This window comes from Paenibacillus sp. LS1, from assembly GCF_026013365.1.
Lineage (GTDB): Bacteria > Bacillota > Bacilli > Paenibacillales > Paenibacillaceae > Paenibacillus.
Map to the genome: position 1 here is coordinate 547869 of NZ_JAPDOE010000001.1, position 25799 is coordinate 573667.

The following is a 25799-nucleotide window of genomic DNA, read 5'->3' on the forward strand; positions in this document are numbered from 1 at the left end:
TATGCATAGACGTAAAGTAGGTACCGTTCTTTACCAGTGGGATGTGGGTAAATGAGCGTACCTATCTCTTGTTAAATTTTATTTGGATTCAATTCGACCGATTGGATTTGGATCTTCTGACAAAGACTTTTGAACTGCGGACCAGCTGTCATGTTCAATATCGAGCGCATGACAAAGATAAGCCCATGAGGCCAGCTGAATTAAGGATACATATTCTGGATTTTCATCTGTTGTTTCCTTAACCTCATAACCTGGTATTCCGCCAAGTGAGTGTTCTGCACCGAATAGGGTGAGCAGGCTCTCGGCTCCTGGGCTTAAGAAGTAGGGGTCAGACATCCATTCCGGACCGCGGACGGTCAACTGATACTTTTGCGGGGTGTAGTCCTGGTCCCCAACGATCACAAGCGTGGGCGTGGTCATGTGCGTGAAGCTCACGTTCAAGTGAGGCATATTCTCTGCCGCGAACAGTGTCAGATTGTCTCCACCTTGTCCAGCAGTGGCGAACAGCACGCCCGCTTTGATGCGCGAGTCGGACAGGTCCACGTCTTTCTTAGTTTCTGGGTCGAGGACTCGCAATCCCAAAAGATTACCCGCTGTTTGTCCGCCGAAGGAATGTCCGGCGGCTGCTATTCGGCTTCGGTCAGTACGTCCACTGAGGCCAGGTACGGCAGATTCAATAAGGTCTAAATTATCAAGGATTCGCTTCATGTCCTCGACTCGGTAACGCCAAATCCGTGATTTACGAGGATCATCATGAGTAAGGCCAACCGTTCTCGAATCGAGGAATGTAGGTTGAATGACCACGAAACCGTGAGCAGCCCAGAAGTCGGTCAAAGGGCTATAGCCGTCAAGCGAAGATCCATTACCGTGTGCGAAAAGAATTATTGGCAAATTTCCTCCAGTTATTGGGGCGGATATTTTCACTAACAAATCCTCACCACGACCTGGGGCTTCTAGTGCTATCGACTTCACAGAGACGATGGTAGAGGGAGCGTTCATTTTGATTTTCATATTGAATATTCCTTCCTTTTTCTTTTAACAATTAATATTTATGAGTTCGCCTTTGTTCTGTTATAACAGGACATAAGTGGAACGGCGTTCCTATTATATACGGAACGTCGTTCCACTTGCAATGTATTTATAAAAACCCTTTATATTGAAAGTAATACTTCCTAAAAGGCTTGATGGAAGATGATTTTATAATACCCACAGTATTTTTAGATTATATTGGATTATGTAATACTCCTAGTTTGAAGCTATGATTATGTCTTGTTAATATTAAGAATAGGACAGTAGCTAATTTCCATTGACGTAATGTAGAATTAACTTATGGGGGATATAACTTATATGAACGACAAAACGGAAGACCGCAATGAAGGATTGGAGCCTCGTCAGCAGGCAGTTCGAGGAGTCCGTGCCGATGCACAACGCAACATTAATGCTTTGCTACAATCAGCAATGACAGTGTTCGCAACTTCGGGGGTAGATGCTCCAGTTCGCGAGATTGCGGATAATGCTGGCGTAGGAGTTGGAACTGTTTACCGTCATTTTCCACTACGATCAGACTTAATTGAAGCTGTTTTTCGTCAAGAGATTGATGCTTGTGCAGATGCTGCAGTAGACTTGGCCAATAAATATAAACCTGTTGAGGCACTAGAGCGATGGATGTTGTGTTACTTGGAGTTCATAGCAACTAAACGCGGACTTGCTGCAGCTCTACATTCTAACGATCCGACATACGGAACCTTACCTATTTGCTTTGTAGAGGAATTAAGTCCAGCTCTGAAGACATTAATTGAAACGGCAACAGCGGCAGATGAAGTAAGTGTCAAGATTACACCAGATGAATTGTTGTGGGCCGTAGCAAGCCTCTGTACAGCAGTAGACAACGGTGATATAGAGCATGCCAAAAATACTGTTTCTCTTCTTGTAGATGGGTTGCGTTACCGTGCGAACCGTTAACACTTTGACAGAATCTATGTCGAGAGACATGAATATGTATTCCCGTAAAGCCGCTATTTTAGCGGCTTTCGTATTATAAGGAACCAAGTTCTTTTCCCAAAATAAGCATGCTTGCCGATTTGTTTGTACTGATGACGTGACTGGAATCCGAAGGAAGTCTGTATTTACAGAATGCACAACCTTAAGAATAGGACGTAATCCCTCTTGAATATAGGTTCTGGACTAACTTGAATAATTCTTCTGACGCTGGAGCCAAAGACGAAGAACATTGGGATGTTTCCCAGCGGCTTATCTACTTTATTTGTACAGGTTATTTTCCAGAGCAGAGAACAGGAACATAGTCCGATTAGTAGATACCTTATGCAGCTTGATTTAATTGATGAGTATAAAACTACGGTGTCTCCCGTCCTGACCAATAACACATTCGTCCATATCATCTTAAAATTTTATAGAAGATTAATAAGCTAAGAAAAACAGAATGACCCTTCTCAGAAATGAGGTGGGTATCCTGTTTATAGATGTTTGGATTTTAAAGTGCCCTCAATCATTATGGAGAGCATTTTATGGGGGAGTAGTGTAGTTTAGTGTTAACCTTCTGATTTAGTGTTAATCTTCTGAACTAGTGAGTTGAAATTTTCCGATAATGTTCTCGTTGCTATCGTACAAGTTTATATACTTATCTACTTTTGGTTTATTCATACTCTGAATTGCTTCTTCCGGAGTTTGTGGCAAATCTTGATTCATATCTGAAGTCTTGATGTAACCTTCAATTCCGTCTACACCAATAGCCTTAACTAGATCTAATTCTGTTCCATCATGATAAATAAATGAACCATATGTTTGACCGTTATCATTGATTTTTATTTCCATTTGATCTTTAGAGGGACTAGTATCAGCAGATGCAGCTCCCCAGCCATAAACACCTATTCCAACCCCTAAAGCAAACGTCACACCAACCGCTATTAATTTTAATGATTTTATTTTCATTAGAATGTCCTCCTATGTTGAATGGTAAACATCAGTCCAATCTATTAAATCACTCAATTTCAAATAAATGTAACATTGCACTTCGTAATTGTAAACCATTCGGTGAAGATAGGCCGGTTGCTAACTGCAGGATAGTTGCAGTGGAATATGACGATGTAGTCAAAGGTGCTTTTTTATTTTATTTGAACACAAGGAAAAAATACTTTTACAATCATTGTCAGTGAGTTATAATACAATCACCAGATGAATTACCCAACAAAGTGAAATATTGTAATTAGAAATCGGAGGTATCGTTATGGTCAAGAAGAAAATGTCCAAAGTTCTTAGCGCAGCTTTAATCGTTTCTATGCTGGCTACTGGCGTAATAGTCGCTCTTCAAGGTAAAACAACGTTAGAGGCATCTGCAGGGGATAAAAAGGTTGAAGTTATTAAAGCACAAGCGTGAGACCTTACTATGAAGAAGCTTAGGTGCGACTATACAGTCCCAATTAGAATATTCGAAGCACCTGATACGAAAACCTCAGCTCGGTTAACCCAGCTGAGGTTTTTTCATTATCATTATGAATCGATACCGAGGGACGAGATCATGGTTCCATTAGCGATTAAGAATATAACTAAACGGTTATTTTCCTCGTTAATTCATTAAGCTAACGAGCAGGTTAGCTTAAATTATACTTGTTAGACGGAGATTGAGTAGCATAATTAACTCATTGTGAATTCGACCATTTCGTTGGTCGAATTCTTTTTTTCTATTGCGCGGTCAGAATTTGTGGACCTTCAGCTGTGATGGCGATTGTATGCTCGTATTGAGCGGCGAGCTTGTTGTCCTTCGTCCGTGCGGTCCAGCCGTCAGAATCAAGTGTCATGAAGTAGGTGCCTTCGGTGATCATAGGCTCAATCGTGAACACCATACCCTCCTTGATCCGGAGACCTTTTCCGGGCTTGCCTACATGCATATACGTTGGCTCCTCGTGCAGGTCACGGCCTATGCCATGAGCTAGAAGGTCGCGCACAACACCGAAACCGTGCGATTCCGCATGCCGCTGAATCGTGCTTGTTACATCGCCGAGTCGATTGCCGGGCTGCGCCTGCTCAATGCCCATATCAAGGCATTCCTTCGTAACACGCATCAACTTTTCGGCCGTCGGTGAGATTTGCCCAACCGCATAACTCCAAGCCGAATCGCCGAGCCAGCCGTCTAGCTCCGCGACCGTGTCAATCGTCACAATATCGCCTTCCTCAAGTGGCTTATTGCTAGGGAAGCCATGCGCGATTACATCGTTGATCGAGGCACAGGTCGCATACGGATAGCCCTTGTATCCCTTTTGGTATGGCTTGGCACCGTGCTTTAAAATCATTTCCTCGAATATGCGCTCTATCTCATTGGTTGTGATGCCCGATTGGATGAGCGGGGCAATTGTACGATGGCATTCAGCCACCACTTGGCACGCCTTACGAATGGATTCAATTTCATGCTTGCTTTTTAGAATGATCATGTTCGTATCAGGCCCCCTTCGTAATAGCTTTCATAGCGAGTCGGGCAATTCGATCAACGTCCAGGTCGGAATTGCCTGCATAGTAGTGGACTCCACAGCAACCGACAAGCACAGCAAGCATATGGTCGACGCTGTCGTCTTCGCACTGGGCGATCGTTTGGAGTGGCACGTACAGTCGTTCCATAAACCTACTCTTGGCGTGATGTCGATCCCTCTCAGGCAAGCCTGTATAATGTTCCGTTGCCATTTTGTAGACGAGATATGCGCGAGCATCTGATTGCCACAGCCGGAGCAGCGCTGCACAATACGTCAACAACTGCTTGTCATCCGAGGGGCTGTCGGTGATCTTCGCCCATTGTGTGATAACTTGCTCGCATCGCTCGAAGCCGCTCCCCAACACATCTTCTATTAATAAATGCCGATTAGGATAATAATGGTATACTGTGCCGTAACCAAGCCCTGCCTCGCGGGCGACATCCCGAATATCAAAGCTGCCTCCGGTGCGAAAGGAGGAGCGCGCGGCGACGTCCAGGATCTGTTCTCTGCGCTGCATACGGAGAAACGCAAAACATCTGTTGTGTTCAATAAAATGAAGGCTCAATCAGTTATAGAAAAGAGAAAAGACAAGCGGCATTACACAAAGAGAGAAGGGAGTGTAGGCTGTAATGCCGACTCAGAATATACATGGGGAAGACTGGCGAGAAATTTAAATCAAAGGAGATACACAAGAGAATGATTTATTGGAGTATACAGACATTAGAGGTTTGGAACCAAGCCAAAAAAAGGTGAGGATCCAATCTGGCTGTGGATCAAAAAGCTAATGTAAGAAGTAATTGAAAACTCCTGTGTAAATCTCAAGTCGCTAATAAATGTAAATCATAGAGAAGTAGAGTGAAGTTGTAATGTCAGATACTATAGTTGATAAGCATTATCATTCATGATATATTGTTCACAAGTAAATAATATAATAGTGATTATTTAAAAAAAACCTATTATTTAAGCGATATTTTTGTTTATTAGTAAAACAAGGGGCGATCAAAGAATGATTTCAAAAGATCAATCAAAGCAGTTGCTATATGACCAATTTATCCGTTTTTTACATGTGTATGAGAACCACAAGGATACAGAAATCGAGCATTTCCTAAGTGTCGCCCAGCGAGAAAGCATCGAGAAAATTCCTCAGCATTTGACCGCAGTTCATATGATAGATTGCATAGGCAAGCATGAGCCTATTAACAACACGGGTATTGCCGAGGCGATGAATTTGTCCAAGGCAAGTATCACCAAAATAGGAAACAAACTGCTGGAGGAAGGATTCGTCAAACGCACGAAAATGAATGACAACAAGAAGGAGAGCTATTTCCGGTTGTCACCGCAAGGCAAAAAAATCTTTGAACTGCATGAACGTCTGCACGTTCATGAGGCTGAACGCTTCTATCGTACTCTCGACAAATATTCGGAAACAGAGCTAAAAGTAATCCATCAATTTCTTCAAGACAGCAGTATAACTATTGAATCCAGAAATAACGAAGGAGAGTGAAGCATTTGAGTCTTACGGAATTGATCAGGGCGCGCAGGAGCATTCGCAAATGTAACTCTACGCCGGTGGACCAGGAGTTAGTTGTTGAATTACTGCGTAAGGCTAATCGGCTTCAACCATTTGTTGAGGATGGCTCGTGGCGAGTGGTATATGCCGGAACTTCAGAAGCTCGCAAACGGTTGGTGGACTGCATGCTGGAAGAGATGTCGCAGAGCAAGCTCGGCAAGCTTATCCCCGGGAAACTTCTGGATGTTTTTAAAAAGAGATTTACCGATATTCCTGCCCACGTCATTGTTATGTCGACTGTAGGACCGGATCGTCTGACCAATGATCGCAATTATGCAGCTGCCTGCGGGATGATGCAGAGCTTCCAACTGCTGGGTTGGGAACATGGGTTAGGCATGTTATGGGATACAGAGCCCATGATTCAGCATGAAGGGTTTTTCAAAGGAATTGGACTGCGTGAGGATGAAAGATTTGTTGGTATTCTTCATATAGGATATTACGACAAAGTGCCAAGAAGTAGGAAAAGAACGCCAGCCGAGCAGAAGTGGACTGTATTGCGAGGGCAGTCCACATAGAAGAGGAGGATGATGTTAAGATGAAATTGTCAGATCTGGAAGGAGACATGGAAGCTCCGAGTGAGTTTTTGGAGCGACCGGTATCGCAGGATTTAATCCTTGAATTGCTCAATCATGCTGTATGGGCGCCAAATGATGGACTCCGAGAGCCGTGGCGATTTATCTTTGCTGATAACCGGTATGGGGACATCATGCAGGGATTGCAGGAGAAGGCTCCTGCGTATCTTCTGGTCTTGGTGAAGGAAGAGGCGGATCAACATAAGCGGGAAGAGGACTTTGCAGCTGTCTGCTGCCTTATTCAAAATTTCCGCTTGCTGGCTCATGAACAGAGACTGGGTGTGCGTAGTACCTTGCATGACTGGATGTACGACCCGAGCCGTACTGAAATGTTTGGGGTAGCCAGTAACGAGCGCATTGCTACAGTTCTAGAATTGGGATACGTTGCAAATCAGTCGAAAGGGAATACGGGGTTACCTGAGACTCAACTTCATTTTGAACTTCTTTAGGGTGGATATGATGGGATGAGAGTCCAGAGGAAAATTTTTTTTACAATCATTGTCAGTACGTTATAATACAATCATTAGGTGAATTACCCACTCGGCTCGTCATCGTCTTGAGCCGCTTATTACATAATAAATATAGGAGGTATGATCATGGTCAAGAAGAAAATGTCCACAACCCTCAGTGCAGCTTTAATCGTTTCTATGCTGGCTACTGGCGTAATAGTCGCTATTCAAGGTACAACAACGTTAGAAGTAGCGAAGTCCGCAGGGGATAAAAAGGTTGAAGTTATTAAATAAATCATACGCGAGACCTTACTGAAGAAGGTGCGATTCTAGTAGTCCCAATTAGTGGGGGTAGTTAAAAGAACCTCAGCTCGGTTAACCCGGCTTGAGGTTTTTTTCTGTATTACTTGGCAGAGCTTCCATCCAACCTTAAAATAGAACTTATGACGATGCAATTCACGCAGGAAGATGAAACGTTGAACATGATGCTACCAGTAAAAACCTTCAAGCTTAGGTATGAATTGGCTAGGACTGAATTTTTATGGTTACCGTTATTCTCTGACTCTCGTTGCTTTTAGCGGGAGTTTTTTTATGATGGGGAAAGGCAATGCTAATAATCACCATATAAATAATATTATTTTTTCCTTGAAGGGGGACATCTGTTATGGATGAGCAATTTTTAGATTTATTGGCCGAGAAATATGATACAGAAGAAAAAATTATAACAGAGATTATCAACCTTGAAGCGATCTCCAATTTGCCGAAGGGAACCGAGCATTTTGTCAGTGATTTGCATGGGGAGTTCCAGGCTTTTCAGCATGTACTACGGAACGGTTCAGGTACCGTCAAAGAGAAAATCAAAGAATTATTCCGGGACGCTTGGACGGATCAACAAATCAATGATTTTGCGGCGCTGGTTTATTATCCAGAAGAAAAAATACAGTTGGTTATAGGGGAACTGAGCAATAAACAGGCTTTAAACCAGTGGTACAGACAAACGATTGAGCAAATGCTGAAACTTATTTCTTATGCCTCTTCCAAATATACGCGCTCGAAATTGCGTAAAGCTCTGCCAGAGCAGTATGTATATATTGTAGAAGAGCTTCTATATAAGACGGATTCGACCAACAATAAAGATCCTTATTACGAGGAAATATATCGGCAAATTATATCCTTGGGCCAGGCGGACAAGCTCATTATCGGCCTGTCTTATACGACCCAGCACCTGGTCGTTGACCATCTTCATGTGGTTGGAGATATATATGACCGGGGGCCGGACCCCGATAAAATTATGGATACGCTAATAAACTACCACTCTGTAGATATTCAGTGGGGAAACCATGATGTCCTCTGGATCGGTGCATACGCGGGTTCTCTGGTCTGCCTTGCAAATATTATCCGAATCTGCGCCAGATATGATAATCTGGACATCATTGAAGATGTCTACGGAATCAATCTACGCCCACTGCTAAACTTGGCGGAGAAATACTATGAAGACAATCTGCCCTTCAGACCTAAGCTACAGGCTGGCCATAACGTGTCAGAGCAGGAAATTCTGCAGATCACCAAAATTCACCAAGCCATTGCCATGATTCAATTTAAACTTGAAATCCCGATTATCAAGAGACGCCCATATTTTAATATGTCGGAAAGAATTTTGCTAGAGCATATTGATTACAACAAAAATGAAATTAACATCTGCGGGAAAACGTACCTGCTGGAAAACACCTGCTTCGCAACCGTAAATCCGCAGAAGCCTGAACAATTGCTGGAGGAAGAACGCCAAGTGATGGAAAAGCTGCTATTCTCCGTTCAGCATTCTGAAAAGCTTGCTAGACATATGAACTTTCTCATGAAAAAGGGCAGCCTTTATTTGAAATATAACGGGAATTTGTTAATCCACGGCTGTATTCCTTTGGATGAAGAAGGAAATATGGAGGAAATGCAGATTGAAGACAAGACATATGCGGGCCGTCAATTGCTTGATGTCTTTGAAGAGTATTTACGTTACGCCTATGCGCATCCGGAAGAGACAGAAGATCTGGCGACGGATATGGTATGGTACATCTGGACAGGGGAATGTTCATCGCTCTTTGGAAAGAGAGAAATGACCACTTTTGAACGGTATTTTATCCAAGATAAAGAAGCACATAAGGAAAAAAAGAATCCTTACTACCATTTACGTGAAAATGAAGAGATCTGTCGAAAAATCTTGCTGGAATTTGATTTGAATCCGGATCATGGACATGTCATTAACGGCCACACACCAGTCAAAGAAATTCGTGGAGAGAGCCCTGTTAAAGCAAACGGAAAAATGATCGTAATTGACGGCGGTTTTTCCAAAGCCTATCAATCCACAACGGGCATTGCCGGATATACCTTGTTGTACAATTCCTTTGGCATGCAGCTCGTCGCCCATCAGAAATTTAATTCAAAAGAAGATGTATTACGTAACGGAACGGACGTGTTATCTCTAAAAAGATTGGTGGACAAAGAACTGGCGCGGAAGCTAGTGAGGGAAACCAATGTCGGGGAGAAACTGCTGCAGAAAATTTCAAATTTGAAGGATCTACTCGAATATCGCTACATGAAATAAAACGATTGCTAAAAGTACACACCCGGATCATTAATGTTGACCTCGAGTGTCGAGGGACACGAACGTATTCCCAGGAAGTCGCTATTTAAGCGGCTTTTTTTTATTTTATCGGTACAAGTTCTTATCCAAACTAAGGACAAGAACTTGTACCGATTGCCAGAATGGACAAGACCATAATCCGATTGCCTGAAGGCAGGTACCATTTCTATAGAGGTCAAGTATACATTACCTGCCGGTAATTTCATTTAGCGAGATTTCTTGTTCCTCCAGCAGTCGTTTCAGCTTTTGGCGCTGCCGTTTTTCCTTCTGACGGCGCTCTCTGTCTTCAGCCTGCAGAGCCTTGAGTAGGGAGACACACATCCCGATAAGGACAACAGCGAACGGCAGGGCGGCCACAATGGAGGCCGTCTGGAGGCCGTTCAATCCCCCGCTAATCAGCAGTACTACCGCGATGGCGGACTGCAAGATTCCCCAAGTTAATTTCACTCTTGTACTCGGGTCCAGCTTGCCATCTGAAGTCAGCATGCCCAGCACAAAGGTAGCCGAATCAGCCGATGTAATAAAGAAGATCATGATCAGGAGTGTAGCGATGAATGCTACGATCGTGCTCAAAGGCAGATGCTCCAGCATAAGGAATAAAGCGGTTGTCGTATCTTCCTTGACGGCCTCTGCCAAATGAGCGGCATTGAACAATTCCAGGTGAAGTCCTGTTCCGCCGAAGACTGAGAACCAGATAAATCCGAAAAGGCTTGGAATAACCATGACGTAAATTACAAATTCCTTGATAGTTCTTCCTCTGGATACCCTTGCGATAAAAGTGCCGACAAAAGGAGCCCAAGAGATCCACCATGCCCAGTAAAATAACGTCCATGTTCCAATCCAGGTTTCTCTTGAGAACGGCGTCAATCTCAAACTCATATTAATAATATTTTGCATGTAACTGCCCAAGGTTGTCGTGAATGTGTCAAATATAAAAGAAGTCGGTCCAGTCACCAATACAAACAACATTAATAGCACTGCTATAACGAGGTTGGTATTGCTCAGAATCTTAATACCTTTATCCAGACCGGAGGTTGCCGATATTAAAAACAGTACGGTTACAATTGTGATAATGACAACCTGGGACATTGTCGAGTTAGGAATACCGAATAAGTAATTCAGACCCCCACCGATCTGAAGTGCACCCAAACCAAGCGAGGTCGCAACACCGAAGATGGTGGAAATGACCGCCAGAATATCAATGAACTTACCAATCCACCTTGCAGCAAGGCGCTCACCTATCAGAGGAATAAAGGTGGAACTGATCAGCCCTTTGTAGCCTTTCCGGAACTGGAAGTAAGCAAGCGCTAATCCGATGACGGTATAGATAGCCCAAGGATGCAATCCCCAGTGGAAAAAGGCATAACGCATGGAAAGTCTTGCTGCTTGCGATGTTTCGGGTACCGCCCCTTCTGGTGCAGATAAATAGTGGGACAGCGGTTCAGCAACTCCCCAGAAAACCAGCCCAATGCCCATACCAGCGCTAAACAGCATGGACAGCCAGGAAACCGTAGAATATTCTGGTTCATCATCGTCATCCCCGAGTCGAATACCCCCAAATCGGCTGAACGCCAGATAGAAAGCGAAAATCAGGAAGAAAAGTGTCGCTAGCAAATAAAACCAGCCAAAATTCTGAATAGAGAAGTTGTAGGCAACGTTAGCCACATCCGCCAGCTGATCAGGAGCGACCGCTCCCCATATTGCGAACAGTACAACGATGATAATTGTGATTGTAAATACCATGAAGAGACCTCCGTTATGTAAGCTTCATCCAACTGTTCCTTATTATGCGCTATTCCAACTTCTAATATTTTGGAAAGCCAGCTGTTGATAAATTAAAACAAACCGCCGTGTAATGAAACACCCGCGGTTTGTTTTGATCTTGCCCGAATAATATATTGCCTATCATCGCTTGCTAATCTGAGATTTTGGATTGAAGAGACGTTGTTCTTGAGTAGATGCGATTTTTAACAGAAGTCGTATAATAATCCAATGATAGTACGTTCAACTGAACCAAAGTTTGATGTGATGGGATCAAGATCGCAAGAGTAGTAAAATACAACGTCGAATAAAAATAGGAGGAAGATATGGACTACAATTCACTGAAGGAAGCGGTGTTCGAGACGAAACGGTACCGTAACTGTACCATAGCGGCAGGTCGTCGTCATACCGTTGCTCTTAAATCTGACGGAACAGTAACAGCTGTGGGTGATAATAAATACGGTCAATGTAAGGTGAGCGATTGGTGTCATATCGTCGCAGTTGTTGCTAGTAATGTTCATCTGGCTACGAACACCGGTAATGCCCATACCGTTGGTCTTAAAGCTGATGGTACTGTAACAGCTATAGGTTGGAATAAGCATGACCAATGTAATGTAAGCGAATGGCGCGATATAGTAACAGTTTCGGCAGGTTGGTGCCGTACGGTTGGGGTTAAATCAGATGGTACCGTGGTTGCGGTGGGGCGAAATAATGAAGGGGAATGCAACGTGAGCAACTGGCGCGATATTGTATCGGTCACGACGGGGGACTGGCATACAGTCGGTTTAAAATTAGACGGAACGGTAACAGCAGTTGGTAACAATAAGTATAACCAATGTAACGTAAACGACTGGGACGACATATTGGCTGTTTCGGCGGGGTATCTCCATACTGTTGGGCTTAGATCGGATGGTACGGTAGTGGCTGTGGGTAGAAATCATGAAGGTGAATGCGACGTCAGTGGTTGGCGCGATATTGTAGCAGTTGCAGCGGGGAGTTATCATACGGTTGGTCTTAAGTCTGACGGTACAATGGTTGCTGTGGGTTCGAATAAACATCATCAATGCGATGTAAATGGCTGGCAAGAAATTAGAGCTGTTTCAGCGGGGTGTGCCCATACGATTGGACTGAAATCGGATGGTACGATGGTTGCTGTGGGTGATAATGATTATGGACAATGTGATGTAAGCGGATGGAGTAGCATCCAACAATAAAATGGTGAAGTTGAAAGTAGATCAGCCGGTTTCCTACTTTTGCAGATTGAGTATAGTATAGATTCGTTTGTATCTCAGAGAGATCTCCCATGAAAAAACGCATGAAAGATCTTCATTATTAAATGCCTGAAGTAATAACTTTCTTCCTCACTTGGTTAACGTCTTCGGAAGGCTCCGCCGCGTGCCAGAGCAAAAAAGATGAGCAGGGCAATAATCGAGCCAACGATGGCTGGAATAATATGAAATCCGCCAATCACGGGCCCCCTTGGTCCCAGCAATTCCGTTCCTAACCAGGAACCGATAAAACCCGCAATAATGTTCCCAAGTACACCGCCCGGTACGTCCCGCCCAATCAAGTTGCCGCTTAACCAGCCAATAAGTCCACCAACAATGAGTACCCAGAGCAGATCCATGGATTGTTCTCCTTTCTTCGGGGTTATTACAAGTTATGTTGGGCTGAGTGGAATATACCTCACCTTCCAGTTGATGGAGGAATCTAAAGCGCCTGTGCTAAGATGGGTTAATAATTGATTGAAGCTGGTGAAAACAAGGCTAGATAGGGGTGTACAGTTGAAGAAAATCCTAGTCATTGATGATGAAATCGCAATTCGAGATTTAATTGAGCTGGTGCTAAGGCGTGAAAACTACGATGTACAGACCGCAGAGGACGGCAAAACGGGCATGCAGCTGCTCGACTCTTTTCAACCCGATATAGTGGTACTTGATCTGATGCTGCCAGACTGCTCCGGATATGACTTGTGCAAGGAGATTACCGGACAGCGTGCCATTCCAGTGATCATGCTTTCTGCCAAAAATGAGATAATCGACAAGGTGCTCGGACTAGAGCTAGGCGCGGAAGATTACATGACCAAACCCTTTGACAATCGTGAATTACTCGCTCGGATCAAGGTGATTCTGAGAAGAAACGAGAGCAAGGAGGAATCAAGTGAAGGAACAGAAGTGAAATCTACACGCATCATTCATGAAGAGCTGACATTTGATCTGGAAAGCCGAAGGGTGCTGAAAAACGGTGTACCCGTGTCTTTAACGGCCAAAGAGTTTAAAATTCTGGAAACGTTACTGAAAAGGCCAGACAAAATCTTTACCCGGGATGAGCTATTGCAGATTGGATGGGGATATGACTTTATGGGAGACAGTCGCAGTGTGGATATGACCATCATGCGATTACGGAAGAAGCTCGAGGATAACGCGGACGAACCGAAGTATGTCAGAACGATCTATGGATTTGGCTATCAACTTGGAGGTGGCGAGGCCTGAAGTATGCAACCCGGTTACTGCTGAATTATTTATTCTTCTCCGTGCTGTCCTTTGGCATCATCATTTTTGCGGTGAATAAAGCTATCGATTACTACAGCTTCATTACCATTGAGAAACAGATGATGGAGAAGGCAGATCTGTCGGAGTTGTCCTTCCGTGAGGTGTTGGCACAGCACAGGTCATCGTCAGGAGAGCCCCAGACGAAGGAAATTGTCAGACTTGCTCTGGAGAAGCTGAAAGCTTCAGGCAAGGAAGTACGGATTTATGACAGTTCCATGCAATTGCTGGGCCTGGCTGTGGATGGCATCATCATAAATGATGGCAAACCGCTTATTTTTGACAAAAATATTGAGAAAGCACTGAGCGGCAGTTATGCCTACACCGTCACGGAAAATCATCTGCTTTATTTTGCGACGCCTATTCAGGATCAATTCTACGAAAACGCTTATGTGTATGAGTTCGTGGAGGACATTTCCTACTTTTATGCAATTATGGATCAAATCCGTTATATCCTGTTTGTCGGCGCAGGCGGATTTATTATACTGATTACGTTATCCAGTCTGTGGATTGCTCGCAACACAACCAAGCCGATTAAACTGTTGCTTGGCGCTGCGCAAAGTTTCGCTAGACAGGAGTTTCGGAGAGTTCATCTAAACCGGAAAGATGAGCTGGGCATGCTGGCAGATGGGCTGGATTCCATGGGGCGGCAGCTTCATGATTACATTCAGTACCAGAAACAATTTGTCTCCAACGTATCTCACGAGTTAAAAACACCCTTGGCAGCCATTCGTGGTTTCTCTCAATACTTGGTTGAAGGGGAGACGGAGAACAAGGAGTTGCAAAAAATCTATGCTCATCTGCTGCAGGAATCAGATCGGCTGACGCGCTTGATTAATGAACTGTTGTTGCTATCCCGATTCGACAAGGCTGGTTCTAACGAACTGGAAGCCCGGAAGACGGAAATGAACGAACTAGTTCAGCAAGTTGCAATGAATATGGAAGCGAAGGCCAAGGATAAAGGGATCGAGATCAGCGTCAGTCAAGTGAAGGAAGAACCGGATGATGAGGGTACGACAAGAGTTTACGCCAACGTAAATCCAATGCTGATGTCCCATGCGATCGCCAATCTTGTGGATAATGCCATCAAATATTCAGGCAGTCCATCGCTAATTGAATTGAAGTTGGAACATACGCCAAGCGAGGTAGTTATACGGATACGTGATCAAGGGATCGGTATAGCGGGCGATGAGCTGGAGAGAGTGCAGGAACGTTTTTACCGCGCAAAAAATGCAAGCACAGCGAACGGTTCAGGTCTTGGACTTTCCATTTGCAAAGAGATTGTAGAGCGGTTTAATGGATATATCGACATGGAAAGTATAATCGGGGAAGGAACGACCGTTACGATTGTGTTCCCCCGTGCGTAGTCCTGCATCTAAACCCAAGCCTGAATAGGTAACGTTACAAGATTGGTACATTTCTGTTATGAGACTAACAAATGTTTTATTTATAATCACTTCATAAGAACAAATCACACATTTATGGAGGGATCATGATGAAGTTAACAAAGAAAGCTGCAGGTTTTATCGTACTAGGTGCTTTACTAACGGTGGCATTAACTGCCTGTCAGTCCAGTGATGCTACATCTCCAGCAACCGGACAGAACACAGCGAATGAACAAAGCAAAGGTGAAGGAGCAACCAATTCTACTGCGCCTTCTTCAGAAAATTCGGAAGAAAAGGGTACTGAAGCGATTAAGGAAGGTTCGATGGAAAAGGAAGGCAATGTGGTGCTAAAGGAGCTTGCTTTTGTCTATAATGAGCACACCATTGCGATTTCGGATACAGCAAATGAAGAGCAGATGGAACAGATGCTGGGCAAACCGGATAACCTGAAATCTCATACGTACAGTGCCGACGATGGAACAAACATGGATACGTTAATCGGTTTTACAGAAAAAGTTTATACGTATCCTGGTCTGGAGATTAAAACAATCAGTATACCAGAGGGGAAACAAGACTCCATCTTTCATATTGAAATCACAGACCCCAAGTATGCGACAGTGCGAAACATTAAAGCAGGAGATAGCCTGGATACACTCAAAAACGCCTACCCTGAGGGGAAACTGCTTGGTGATGGAGCCCCTAATGAGGAGGATGACTTCCGTTACGAGCCATCCAATTATGTGGATGTGATGTCGTTTCATATCAAGGATGCCAAGGTGGAGAGCATTCAGATCTACAGCCTTCTGGACTAACATTTAGTGATCGATATTGGTAATCCATTCATACAATTTACCTTTAATACCTGCCCGGAGAAGGGCAGGTATTTTCTCGTACTCCATAACAGAAATATCTTCATACATTTGGAATATTAAACCATACAAAATGAAAGGAATTACGAGGAATATAGATACTAATAGACACATTTATCCATATCTTTCGACGCAAAATCTATAATTTTTGAATCTATTTACATTTCTCTTCCTACAATTGTTCGTTTTGTGCTATTTTCTCGTCGTGATAATCCTATCATGCCAATCATCCGCTAAGTTACAATGATATCAGTTAAGACAAGAGAGAGCTGCTGACACGAATCCGGAAATAAGTTGAAACTAAATAAGCGTAGAGAGGAAGACTATGATGTATAAATTTAAGCGATATCAGAAACCTGAGATTTTGAATAATCATTTGAATCTTGGCGGGGAAAATCCTGAGGGCGAAAAAATTGAAGTGACAAGTTTATATATAACGCGTAATGGTAAACCTACTATTCCTGTCATGGGTGAATTTCATTATTCCAGATATAATAGAAGCGACTGGTATGAAGAACTTTGTAAAATGAAGGCAGGCGGGATTACGCTTGTATCTAGCTATGTATTTTGGATCTATCATGAAGAGAGCGAAGGGCAATTCGACTTCTCCGGTGACAATGATCTCCGTGCATTTATATTGGAATGTAAGAAGGCCGGGCTTGAAGCCGTCATACGAATTGGACCATGGGCTCATGGTGAATGCAGGAATGGCGGACTACCCGATTGGCTGCTCCAGAAACCATTTAAGCTACGTGAAAATAATCCAGAATATCTTAAGAAAGTACGTACCTTTTATGAGAATATTTCGAATCAGGTACAAGGGCTTTTCTACAAAGATGGAGGAAACATCATTGCCGTTCAGTTGGAGAATGAGTTAACGAATGATGATGAGCATCTGGCCACGTTAAAAGAAATTGCTATGGATTGCGGCATGATTGCTCCAATATATACGGTAACTGGATGGAATGCTGTTGAGGGTGCACGCATTCCTGTTGATGAGGTGTTTCCTGTATTTGGAGGATACTGTGATGCTCCATGGGACGATCACCTAAATCAACTTCCGCCATCTCCTCATTATTTCTTTACTGGTATGAGAAATGACACAGGCATAGGCACTGATCTCCTTCCTCAAGAAATTGAAAATGATGAGCAATGGCGATTGCCGTATGAAAGATATCCATTTGCAACTTGTGAATTGGGTGGAGGTATTCAAGTCACACATCACCGCAGACCCATAATTAGAGGTATGGATATCTATAGCATATCACTTGTAAAGATTGGTGATGGTAACAATCTGATTGGCTACTACATGTACCATGGTGGAACCAATCAAATTGGCAAGCTTTCGACTTTCCAGGAATCCAAATCAACAGGTTATCCAAATGATTATCCCATCCTTTCATATGACTTTCAGTGTGCATTATCAGAGTATGGAGAAGTTCGAGAGCAGTACAGACTACTGAATACTCTGCACTTGTTTGTACAGGACTTTGAGGAGACACTTGCATTGATGACCAGAGTAGAAGCTGAGAACTCAGTTTCAAGAGAGGATACTTCATCTTTGCGATATGTGATGCGGACAGATGGTGAGAGTGGATATGTATTTGTTAACCATTATCAAAGGCTTTCTAAGCTTCAGGATATTCGAAACGTTGTCATTGATACAGGTAGTGTCATCTTCCCGTCGATTGATGTATGTGGAGAAGTAAGCTTTTTCATGCCGTTCCGTATGGAGCTGTCAGGTATTGTTCTCGACTATGGCACAGTGCAACCGTTATGCAGAGAAGGAGATACCTACTTCTTTGCTCAAATTCCTGGAATTACACCAGAATATCAATTTAGTGATGGACATAATATAACAGCTCAGGCGGGGTTAGAATCTGCATTCCAGGTCCATGGCACCACAATTGTTACACTGAGTTGGGATCAGGCACGATATTTGCGCAGACTGGATGGGGAGCTTTATGTAGGTGATGAATGTGACCTGTACAAAGCTGGTGACGAAATTCGTTCTGTGGAAGAAGGTGAATTTCAATATTGGTATTGGAACGGTGTAAGATTTAATCAAAAGTCCATTCAGCATTCTTATACAGCACCTACTATTACGTACGATGATATAGAACAGCCTCCTTTTGAGCCGAAACATACAGAGCAACTCCATATTGGCGGAGAGCGAAAAGTCAAATGGCAAAAAATCTCCGTTATAGGATCCGAAGGGTTTTTAGATATTGATTATTATGGTGATGTTGCGCAAATTTACGCAGATGAAGAACTCGTTGCTGACAGTTATTATTACGGAGATGTGTGGAGAATACCAGCAAGACTACTGGATGGTAAGGAATGTTACCTTGCGATATCGGAATTGCGAAACGATTTCTACAGAGAGTTTGAAAGTTATAAACAACATTCATGAATTTTTCAAAACAAGGCTCCTGCATTGATGAGGAGTCTTGTTTTTTTAACCAGAGGATACTAATCATTAATTTTGTCCATAATCTCGTTGGAAAAATAAGTTATTCCGAGTTTCTTTCCCACAATTCCTAATTTATAATCGTATATGAGTATTAGATACAACGTACTTTCAACATCAAGCACTTCAGAACAGTATTGTCTTTAATCTTAAAGGAGAGATCTAGCGGGAGCATGTTACCATTTAGGCTTTTTCATAATAAAACCAACATCGAATTACCTTTGTCATTGTACAGCTGCGGATTACATCACCAGCACCCGATGTATCGACCTATTGGTTATCCAACATTTCAATGCATGATTTGCTTTGCAGGATCAGGAACCTTTCACTTTGATAAACAGCCTTATATCAAGATGAGGAGGGGAGATATCTTATTTGTACCAAGCAAACTCGCTCATGATTATGGTCCTTCGACAAATGAACCCTGGTTATTAGGATTTATAGGAATTGAGGGGAGCTTTGTTGAGTCCCTTGTTAACGCACTTCAACTTCCAATCATGAAACCAATCTCAATGAGTGAACCTAAATTACAGCAGCTGGAATCAGATATTAGGGAGCTATGGTATGTAAGTGAGCCTAAGGAGCGTGATCCTTACCATGCAGCCTCGACCAAAATTTATAGTATGTTAACCTACATCGCCACTATGACTCAAAGTGAGAAGCCCATACAAAACTATCGAAGTAGTACAAGTGCAAAAGATATGCTTCCCGCCTCTGTACAATATATGGAGCAGCATTATATGGAAGACTTAAGCCTTGCTAATATTGCCGATACGGTCGGTTATTCAAAGCAACATTTTCAACGCAAATTTAAAGAGATTTATGGCGTTAATCCAAGTCATTATTTGCAACGCCTCCGATTACTTAAAGGGGCAGAGCTACTGTCTGAGCATACAGAGCTGTCTGTAGGTGAGATCGCGATAATGGTAGGCATGGATTTAAACTATTTTGTACGTTTATTCAAACGTGAGCATGGAATCACTCCTGCTAAGTATCGTGTCAAGGTTAAATAAATTAATCCCGTATCAGTGAGTAGTGATCTTACAATTAGGAAGATATAATCTACTAGTTTTAGCCTAGTTTTTGCAAACCATTGAACCACACGGATTTGATTGACAAGGTATCAGGAACGACTCTCTTATCCCGAAAAGGAGAGTATAGAACTTCTTTGACCTATCAGGAGACGTCACTTCTTCACATTTTGAAAAATGAATTTGAACCAGGGGTCAGTCTCACTTTTCCTGTTGATGATTTGCAACAAACCATGCCATTTAACATCGACAAAGTGAGTTTTTCTTAGGGGATATATCGGTAAAAACGAAATCCTCTCATGAAAATGGCAGATTTCAATTCAACATTAAAGTGAAGTCGATCGTCAGCATAACTGAAAAGTTTCTTGAATTTGAGCTTTTGGGAAATTCCGAGGAAATGGCAAATAAATTAAGCAAGGAAATGAAAAAAAGCATGGAGGCGCTTATTAAAAAGTGTCAAAACTATAATATCGATCCTTTCGGGTATGGCTTTTATGCCAGGGCATATCAGTATCCCTTATACAAGGAAGCACAGGCCGACTGGGGGAAAGAACTATCTCGAGCGCATTTTGATGTGGAAGTTGATCTTCGAATCGGCTCCACTGGAGCAGTAGAGTAATTGAACTAACGAGAAATTATAATTGAACAAAAACAGGGAGCATACCACCGCGGTATTGCTCCCTGCTTTCGTTGAAGATAGCTATAATTTCGGAGGGCACCGGATGATACAAAAGGTGTCCATTCCGAATTCAGACAATTTTACCGGAACGATCGTTTTTTTTCAGGGCAGCGTACTACTTTCGTATGACTTCAGCTCCTATAATTTTGTCTACAATGTCTACGTGGAGAATGATACGATCCTTTGGTTGTTCGATGATAATAAGGAACGTTCTATCCGTTGTTTGGAGCTTTAGTTGAAATCGCAGGGCTCGAATTCTGCAGATGATCGCAACCGAGATGAAGGAATAATAATTCATTAATATGGGGGAAAGTTAAGTGATAAAAAGATTGAAATTATCCATTGTATCTTTGCTTGTAATGACGTTGGTTGTGGTTTCTGCTGCTCAGGCGTCTCCAATCGGCCAAATAGACGAGATCTCTATTATTGTTAATGATAGTGTAGTCCAGAGCGACGTCAACCCCGTTGTCCATAAAGGAACCACACTTATACCTTTAAGGGTCCTTGAAGAATCGCTCGGTGTATCTCTTAACTGGAACAGTTCTACACAAACCATAACGGTTATTAAAGGAGATGCATCGGGTATTCTAATTATTGGCAACCCGACTGCCAGCGTTAAAATCGGTGATGTAGAGGAAAAGGTCGCGCTCGATCAACCTGCTAAGATCATACAGGGCCGGGTTATGGTACCAGTACGTTTTATTGCGGAATTATTCGGAGCAAAAGTAGTATGGAATTCCACTATCAAAACCATCATCATCAATACTTTGCCATCAGTTGTCGAAGAATCGCAGAATTCGACAGGCGATGGAGCGAAGGGAGATAAAGGCGATACCGGAGCGACTGGACCAGTTGGAGCACAAGGAGCTTCGGGTCCAGCAGGACCACAAGGCCACGTGGGACCGCAAGGAAATCCAGGGCCAGTAGGAGCGCAAGGTCCAGCAGGGCCGCAAGGAGATCCAGGCCCAGCGGGGACTTCTTTTACCTCGGAAGGATTTTCTGTTACCCGTACGAAATACTCAATCAATAGTAGCACGCTATTTTCGAATTGGAGCGAGGCGTCTCCATATTACGGAAGCCCTACATTTAATCCTGCTACAGGGATATTTACGGCACCGGATACTGGTAGATATGCCATACATGCAACTGTTAATTATAAGATTGACGCGCCAATCAATGTAAGCATGGGAAGAGAGATTGATCCGGTTTTTACTGTAAAGAAGAATGGCAATATTGATTTAATAAAAGGTTATATGCCTTTCCTTGACGTTAATATAGCGTTAGTTTTAACTATGAGAACTGTACTAGGTAGTGCGACGGTGACGTTAACCGGTGATGTAGAGCTGCAGGCAGGTGATCAAGTCGGGTTATATTACGAAGCTGATGGTCTACCCATTGGATTCAGTACGGATATAGTATGGTCGATTCATCGGCTATCCTAATACAAGGTTACATGAGGTGGGGTTACAATAATAGAGCCGCAGAGCGGCTTTCGTATGATCAGGTTAGCCGGTAATTACTGGTTAGCCTTTTTTTGTGGTCGTTTTACGATGAGGGGAGCAGGGAGGATCTGCGGCTTTAGACTACCGGCCCCCTCGGTCCCAACAGTTCATACCCTAACCACGATCCAACAAAGCCAGCAATGATATTTCCGAGTATGCTACTAAACCATTTCCATTTTAATCCAAGGGTAGTAAAATCGGTTGTACCACCACTAGTCTGAATGCTAGTGCAGATGGGGAGGGAAATGGAAAGTATAGAAAGGAGGCGCGCAGGTGTTCATGTTTCGACGTCCTTTTATTTTAGCCTTGTTGATGATATGCCTGATGTCAGGCTTGTCTGCTTGTTCTGAGTCAGAGCAATCGGAAGATAGGGGTGCTCCGACAAAGGCTGACTTCACGGAGCAGATACAGAGCCTTAATCTGAATCTGGAAGAACCGTCATGGAAGCTGGATACCACCCCCGTGAATCTAACGTGGTTCGTTGGAGCCGAATGGTACGGGCACACTTGGGGTGAGAGCCTGACTTCCAAATATGTCACCCAAAAAACAGGGGTCAATATCGAATTTGAAGTATCAACTGGTGAACCAAGCGAGATGTTATCACGGATGTTGACGACCGGTAGTCTGCCGGATTTGATAACCATCGGCTCCTGGGAGAGTGCGGTTAACAAACTTCGGGAGAGTAATCTCATCTATGCCCTGGATGAGCTAGCCAACCAGTATGATCCTTACTTTTACAAGGTAGCAGGTGATGGTGCTCTACAATGGTATCGGCAGGAAGACGGCCATACCTATGTCATCCCCAATGATGCGTACAGTCCCGAACAGATGCGTTCAACCGGCTTGACGGGAGCGAACCAAACCTTTCTCGTACGTAAAGATCTGTATGAGTCAATGGGCAAACCGGACTTTACCACACCGAAAGGTTTTCTAAATGCACTGCAATTGTTGAAGAATCAATATTCTGTTTATAAAGGCCAGCTGATCAGTCCATTTTGGGCACAGGGGAATGCATTCTATGGGATGACCGAATATTTGCAAAATCTGCTTGCGATCCCCCATGAACAGAACGGTAAAGTATACGACCGAATGACAGATCCCGATTATATTAAGTGGCTGAAAACATTTCGTACCGCTTACGAGCAGGGCCTGATTAATGTGGATTTTCTGGTCGACTCCAGTGCACAGGTGCAGGAAAAAACCAACCATGCCCAATATTTTATGATGATTCGGGAATGGACAGATATATCGGACCTCAATTCGAAATTGGAAGTCCTTACAAATCAGAGTTCATACTATATTGCTGTAGATGGACCTCGGAGCAGCAGGGGAGAATCCGCCAAACTGTTTCCCGGCAGCATGGATGGCTGGATGGTTACGATGATTAGCAGATCCACGGAAAACCCTGAACGAGCCATCCGATTTTTGACCTATCTGACCAGCGAAGAAGGCCAAAGGGATTTATTTTTGGGCAAAGAAGGTGAAACCTGGGCAATGAAGAACGGCAAACCCCAGTTGACGGCGGCAATGGTTCAGTTGCATGACACGGATAGGGAGCGTCTGGAAAAGGAATATGGCATTATGGATACCTACTGGATGCTGCGAAACCCTGCTTTCGTTAACAAGTGGAGACCAGAGAATGCGCCATCCATTAAGCAAATGGAAGAGTTCGCCAACCAACAGGCCGATCTGGACAGCGGCATCTATAAGGGACTAGATCCTATAGGGGATTCCGATATTGCGTTAGCTTGGTCACGTATTTCTCAGAATTGGGAAGAAGTACTGCCAGAACTGATTACAGCGAAGGATGAAGCTGCCTTTGACAAAATTTTCGAAAATTTTCTGATACGTCGTGTGAACTACGGCTTTAATCAGGTGATGGAATATCGCCAGGCTGAACTGGAACTGCGGAAAGCCAAGATAGCCAGATAACCATTCCCTACATTGTTAACTATCAGCAAAATAGTAATATATGGTATAAAAAAAAGGTGGTGAATGCATCAGAATGAAATACCTACTAACGAGATTGAGGAAGCTTTATCGCAATGCCCGTATATCCCAAAAATTGTTTCTGGCATTTAGCCTGATGATTGCCATACCTGTTATTTTGATATCCTTTGTGTATATCCGCATGCAAGAAACCCAGCTATATAAGGACGCTATGGCAACGGGCAACAGCCACGTTTCATGGCTGAATGAACAATTACGCAGAAGAATGGACATGATTGAGAACGCTTCCAACACAACCCTCACTCAGAAATCTTTTGTGGATTTTATTCATTCCAATATGCTTGTAGATGGACTACGTCTGGTGAAGTTTAAGCAGAACCAGTTTGAGCAAATGCTTAATATTATTCAAAGCAATGTGATGATCAGTGAGCTTAGCTTTTACGTCGATAACCCAAACTTGTATGAAATCTGGCCTGAAATCTATCATTATAAGAAATTTTGGCCGCAGGATTATTGGGTAAAGCTTCGGGACGAAGGTGGTGCGGCTTACCGCTTATTTTCTTTTAGGGATGGTGAACACACATTATCCTACTATCGTCTGGTTCGCCTTCAAGGGCAGGAACAAAAACGCCCTAGTATTATGGAAGTGCGAGTCCCACACAGCATGTTTTTCAGCAACCTGCTCCAGGAGAGCAAAGGGGACTTCTTTTCAGTGTTGATGAACGCAAGCGATCCTCCCCAGTATGTTTACAATCCCCAACATGAGTTTTCTGAGAAGTATGGGCAGGGGATGGAGGAGATCCTTGGCAGTATTCATCGCCAGCTGGATGTATCTCCGCAGAAAAGCCCACTTCAGGTCGAGGTAGGAGATCAGAGCTTCTATGTATTGTATCGATACATCGCTCCGTTGAACACTTATGTGGTCGATATCGCTTCCCATCAGGCATTGATGAAGGGGCCGCGCAGTTGGTATGCATTTGTGGTAACGATTACATTAGGTGTATTGCTGCTGATTATGCTACTCGTATCCCAAACGACGCGGCGTATTTTCCGGCGGTTGGACAGCGTACTGGGTTCCATGCGTCAGGTACGGAAAGGCGAGCTGGATGCAATGATTGATACAGGCCTTGATGAGAACGAAAAAGGGGATGAAATCGATGAAGTGGCGGTGAATTACAATAAAATGTTACATGAGGTCAAACGTCTAATGACACAGGTCGTGGATAAGCAGTTAATTGCCAAAAACGCACAGTTGCACTCCTTGCATTCGCAGATTAATTCTCATTTTTTATATAACGCCCTTGAATCGATTCGCATGGTGGCAGAGGTACAGAGGCAACCTGCTATAGCCAATTCATTGGTGTCGTTGGGCTCCCAGCTACGTTACAGTATGCAGTGGCGTAGCGATACCGTTGCTTTTCGTGAGGAGCTTGCCAATATCCAAAGTTATATTGAATTTATCAACTTTATGGAAGGCGGCAGTATCGTTATGACGGCGGATCTTCCTCAGGAGATCCTTCGCTACGCCATTCCCAAGATGTGTATGCAGCCCATCGTTGAAAATGCAGTTCATCACGGGGCACCTTCAGGCGGCAGGGTAACTATAGGGATTACCTTTTCTGTGGAGAATGACAGTCTGCTTTTCATTAACATAAGAGATAACGGAGAGGGGTTAGATCCTGAGATGTTACACCGTCTTCAGGCAATACTGCGGAGCGAATCAGATACGCCCATGGTTACTAGCAGGAGCGGACTTGGTTTGGAAAACGTGAATAAGCGGTTGCAGCTTCATTATGGCAAGAATTGCGGTCTTTGGATTGATAGTGTGCAAGGTGCATATACCTGCGTAACGATACGCTTGCCTTGGGAAAATGTAAATCTTGGAGGGTGGTAGAG

General features: G+C 43.5%; 24 protein-coding genes and 1 pseudogene. 18 read left to right on the forward strand and 7 right to left on the reverse strand.

Annotation, left to right across the window (positions count from 1 at the left end):
• Positions 1-78 precede the first annotated feature (78 nt).
• A complete protein-coding gene (locus tag OM416_RS02220; RefSeq protein WP_264926593.1) occupies positions 79-1011 on the reverse strand; it encodes an alpha/beta hydrolase family protein in 933 nt (310 codons plus the stop codon).
• Between the two features lie 336 nt (positions 1012-1347).
• On the opposite strand from OM416_RS02220, the gene OM416_RS02225 reads away from it, so the two are divergent.
• Positions 1348-1962: a TetR/AcrR family transcriptional regulator gene (locus OM416_RS02225; RefSeq protein WP_264926595.1), complete on the forward strand. Its 615-nt coding sequence runs from the start codon at positions 1348-1350 to the stop codon at positions 1960-1962.
• Positions 1963-2568: 606 nt separating this feature from the next.
• Here OM416_RS02225 and OM416_RS02230 read toward each other — a convergent pair.
• Complete coding sequence (locus OM416_RS02230; RefSeq protein WP_264926596.1) at positions 2569-2949, reverse strand: hypothetical protein; 381 nt, start codon at positions 2947-2949, stop codon at positions 2569-2571.
• 295 nt (positions 2950-3244) lie between these two features.
• Here OM416_RS02230 and OM416_RS02235 point away from each other — a divergent pair, with 295 nt between their 5' ends.
• On the forward strand, positions 3245-3394 hold the full coding sequence (locus OM416_RS02235) for a hypothetical protein (protein WP_264926598.1): 150 nt from the start codon (positions 3245-3247) through the stop codon (positions 3392-3394).
• A 304-nt stretch (positions 3395-3698) separates the two neighbouring features.
• Here the strand turns inward: OM416_RS02235 and map are convergent, their stop codons facing one another.
• The 3 genes and pseudogenes from map to OM416_RS31880 form a co-directional block, all read right to left on the reverse strand.
• A complete protein-coding gene (map, locus tag OM416_RS02240; protein WP_264926600.1) occupies positions 3699-4445 on the reverse strand; it encodes a type I methionyl aminopeptidase in 747 nt (248 codons plus the stop codon).
• Between the two features lie 7 nt (positions 4446-4452).
• Positions 4453-4842 carry a hypothetical protein gene (locus OM416_RS02245; RefSeq protein ID WP_413775771.1) on the reverse strand — a complete coding sequence of 130 codons (390 nt, stop codon included), beginning with the start codon at positions 4840-4842 and terminating at the stop codon, positions 4453-4455.
• An 18-nt stretch (positions 4843-4860) separates the two neighbouring features.
• Positions 4861-4998 (reverse strand): annotated as a pseudogene (locus OM416_RS31880) (TetR/AcrR family transcriptional regulator); the annotation flags it as partial.
• Positions 4999-5487: 489 nt separating this feature from the next.
• On the opposite strand from OM416_RS31880, the gene OM416_RS02250 reads away from it, so the two are divergent.
• The 5 genes from OM416_RS02250 to OM416_RS02270 all read left to right on the forward strand — a co-directional run bounded on the left by OM416_RS02250 (position 5488) and on the right by OM416_RS02270 (position 9668).
• Positions 5488-5985, forward strand: a complete 498-nt coding sequence (locus OM416_RS02250) for a MarR family transcriptional regulator (RefSeq protein ID WP_264926603.1) — start codon at positions 5488-5490, stop codon at positions 5983-5985.
• Positions 5982-6566: a nitroreductase gene (locus OM416_RS02255; RefSeq protein WP_264926605.1), complete on the forward strand. Its 585-nt coding sequence runs from the start codon at positions 5982-5984 to the stop codon at positions 6564-6566. The genes OM416_RS02250 and OM416_RS02255 overlap by 4 nt, the downstream gene beginning before the upstream one ends.
• Positions 6567-6586: 20 nt before the next feature.
• Positions 6587-7072, forward strand: coding sequence for a nitroreductase family protein (locus OM416_RS02260; RefSeq protein WP_264926607.1), 486 nt, complete (start codon positions 6587-6589; stop codon positions 7070-7072).
• Between the two features lie 147 nt (positions 7073-7219).
• Positions 7220-7366 (forward strand): hypothetical protein, encoded by a 147-nt coding sequence (locus OM416_RS02265; RefSeq protein ID WP_264926609.1) that lies wholly within the window; start codon positions 7220-7222, stop codon positions 7364-7366.
• A 370-nt stretch (positions 7367-7736) separates the two neighbouring features.
• On the forward strand, positions 7737-9668 hold the full coding sequence (locus OM416_RS02270) for a fructose-1,6-bisphosphatase (RefSeq protein WP_264926611.1): 1932 nt from the start codon (positions 7737-7739) through the stop codon (positions 9666-9668).
• A 225-nt stretch (positions 9669-9893) separates the two neighbouring features.
• On the opposite strand, the gene OM416_RS02275 is transcribed toward OM416_RS02270, so the two are convergent.
• Entirely contained in the window at positions 9894-11450 is a 1557-nt protein-coding gene (locus tag OM416_RS02275) for a glycine betaine uptake BCCT transporter (RefSeq protein WP_264926613.1), read from the reverse strand.
• A gap of 344 nt (positions 11451-11794) precedes the next feature.
• On the opposite strand from OM416_RS02275, the gene OM416_RS02280 reads away from it, so the two are divergent.
• A complete protein-coding gene (locus tag OM416_RS02280) occupies positions 11795-12682 on the forward strand; it encodes an RCC1 domain-containing protein (RefSeq protein WP_264926614.1) in 888 nt (295 codons plus the stop codon).
• A gap of 155 nt (positions 12683-12837) precedes the next feature.
• Here the strand turns inward: OM416_RS02280 and OM416_RS02285 are convergent, their stop codons facing one another.
• Positions 12838-13095 carry a GlsB/YeaQ/YmgE family stress response membrane protein gene (locus OM416_RS02285; protein ID WP_024630063.1) on the reverse strand — a complete coding sequence of 86 codons (258 nt, stop codon included), beginning with the start codon at positions 13093-13095 and terminating at the stop codon, positions 12838-12840.
• 157 nt (positions 13096-13252) lie between these two features.
• On the opposite strand from OM416_RS02285, the gene OM416_RS02290 reads away from it, so the two are divergent.
• From OM416_RS02290 to OM416_RS02335, 10 genes are all read left to right on the forward strand, one after another.
• Positions 13253-13960, forward strand: coding sequence for a response regulator transcription factor (locus OM416_RS02290; protein ID WP_264926628.1), 708 nt, complete (start codon positions 13253-13255; stop codon positions 13958-13960).
• A gap of 71 nt (positions 13961-14031) precedes the next feature.
• Positions 14032-15384: a sensor histidine kinase gene (locus tag OM416_RS02295; RefSeq protein WP_264926630.1), complete on the forward strand. Its 1353-nt coding sequence runs from the start codon at positions 14032-14034 to the stop codon at positions 15382-15384.
• Between the two features lie 125 nt (positions 15385-15509).
• Positions 15510-16214, forward strand: coding sequence for a hypothetical protein (locus OM416_RS02300; protein ID WP_264926632.1), 705 nt, complete (start codon positions 15510-15512; stop codon positions 16212-16214).
• 382 nt (positions 16215-16596) lie between these two features.
• Positions 16597-18684 carry a beta-galactosidase gene (locus OM416_RS02305; protein ID WP_264926633.1) on the forward strand — a complete coding sequence of 696 codons (2088 nt, stop codon included), beginning with the start codon at positions 16597-16599 and terminating at the stop codon, positions 18682-18684.
• 230 nt (positions 18685-18914) lie between these two features.
• Positions 18915-19754 carry an AraC family transcriptional regulator gene (locus OM416_RS02310; RefSeq protein WP_264926635.1) on the forward strand — a complete coding sequence of 280 codons (840 nt, stop codon included), beginning with the start codon at positions 18915-18917 and terminating at the stop codon, positions 19752-19754.
• A gap of 349 nt (positions 19755-20103) precedes the next feature.
• Positions 20104-20391 (forward strand): Ger(x)C family spore germination C-terminal domain-containing protein, encoded by a 288-nt coding sequence (locus OM416_RS02315; RefSeq protein ID WP_264926636.1) that lies wholly within the window; start codon positions 20104-20106, stop codon positions 20389-20391.
• A gap of 103 nt (positions 20392-20494) precedes the next feature.
• Entirely contained in the window at positions 20495-20686 is a 192-nt protein-coding gene (locus OM416_RS02320; protein ID WP_264926637.1) for a hypothetical protein, read from the forward strand.
• An 82-nt stretch (positions 20687-20768) separates the two neighbouring features.
• A complete protein-coding gene (locus tag OM416_RS02325) occupies positions 20769-21893 on the forward strand; it encodes a stalk domain-containing protein (protein ID WP_264926638.1) in 1125 nt (374 codons plus the stop codon).
• 339 nt (positions 21894-22232) lie between these two features.
• Positions 22233-23885: an extracellular solute-binding protein gene (locus OM416_RS02330; RefSeq protein ID WP_264928775.1), complete on the forward strand. Its 1653-nt coding sequence runs from the start codon at positions 22233-22235 to the stop codon at positions 23883-23885.
• Positions 23886-23958: 73 nt separating this feature from the next.
• Positions 23959-25797: a sensor histidine kinase gene (locus tag OM416_RS02335; protein ID WP_264926639.1), complete on the forward strand. Its 1839-nt coding sequence runs from the start codon at positions 23959-23961 to the stop codon at positions 25795-25797.
• Positions 25798-25799: the final 2 nt, after the last annotated feature.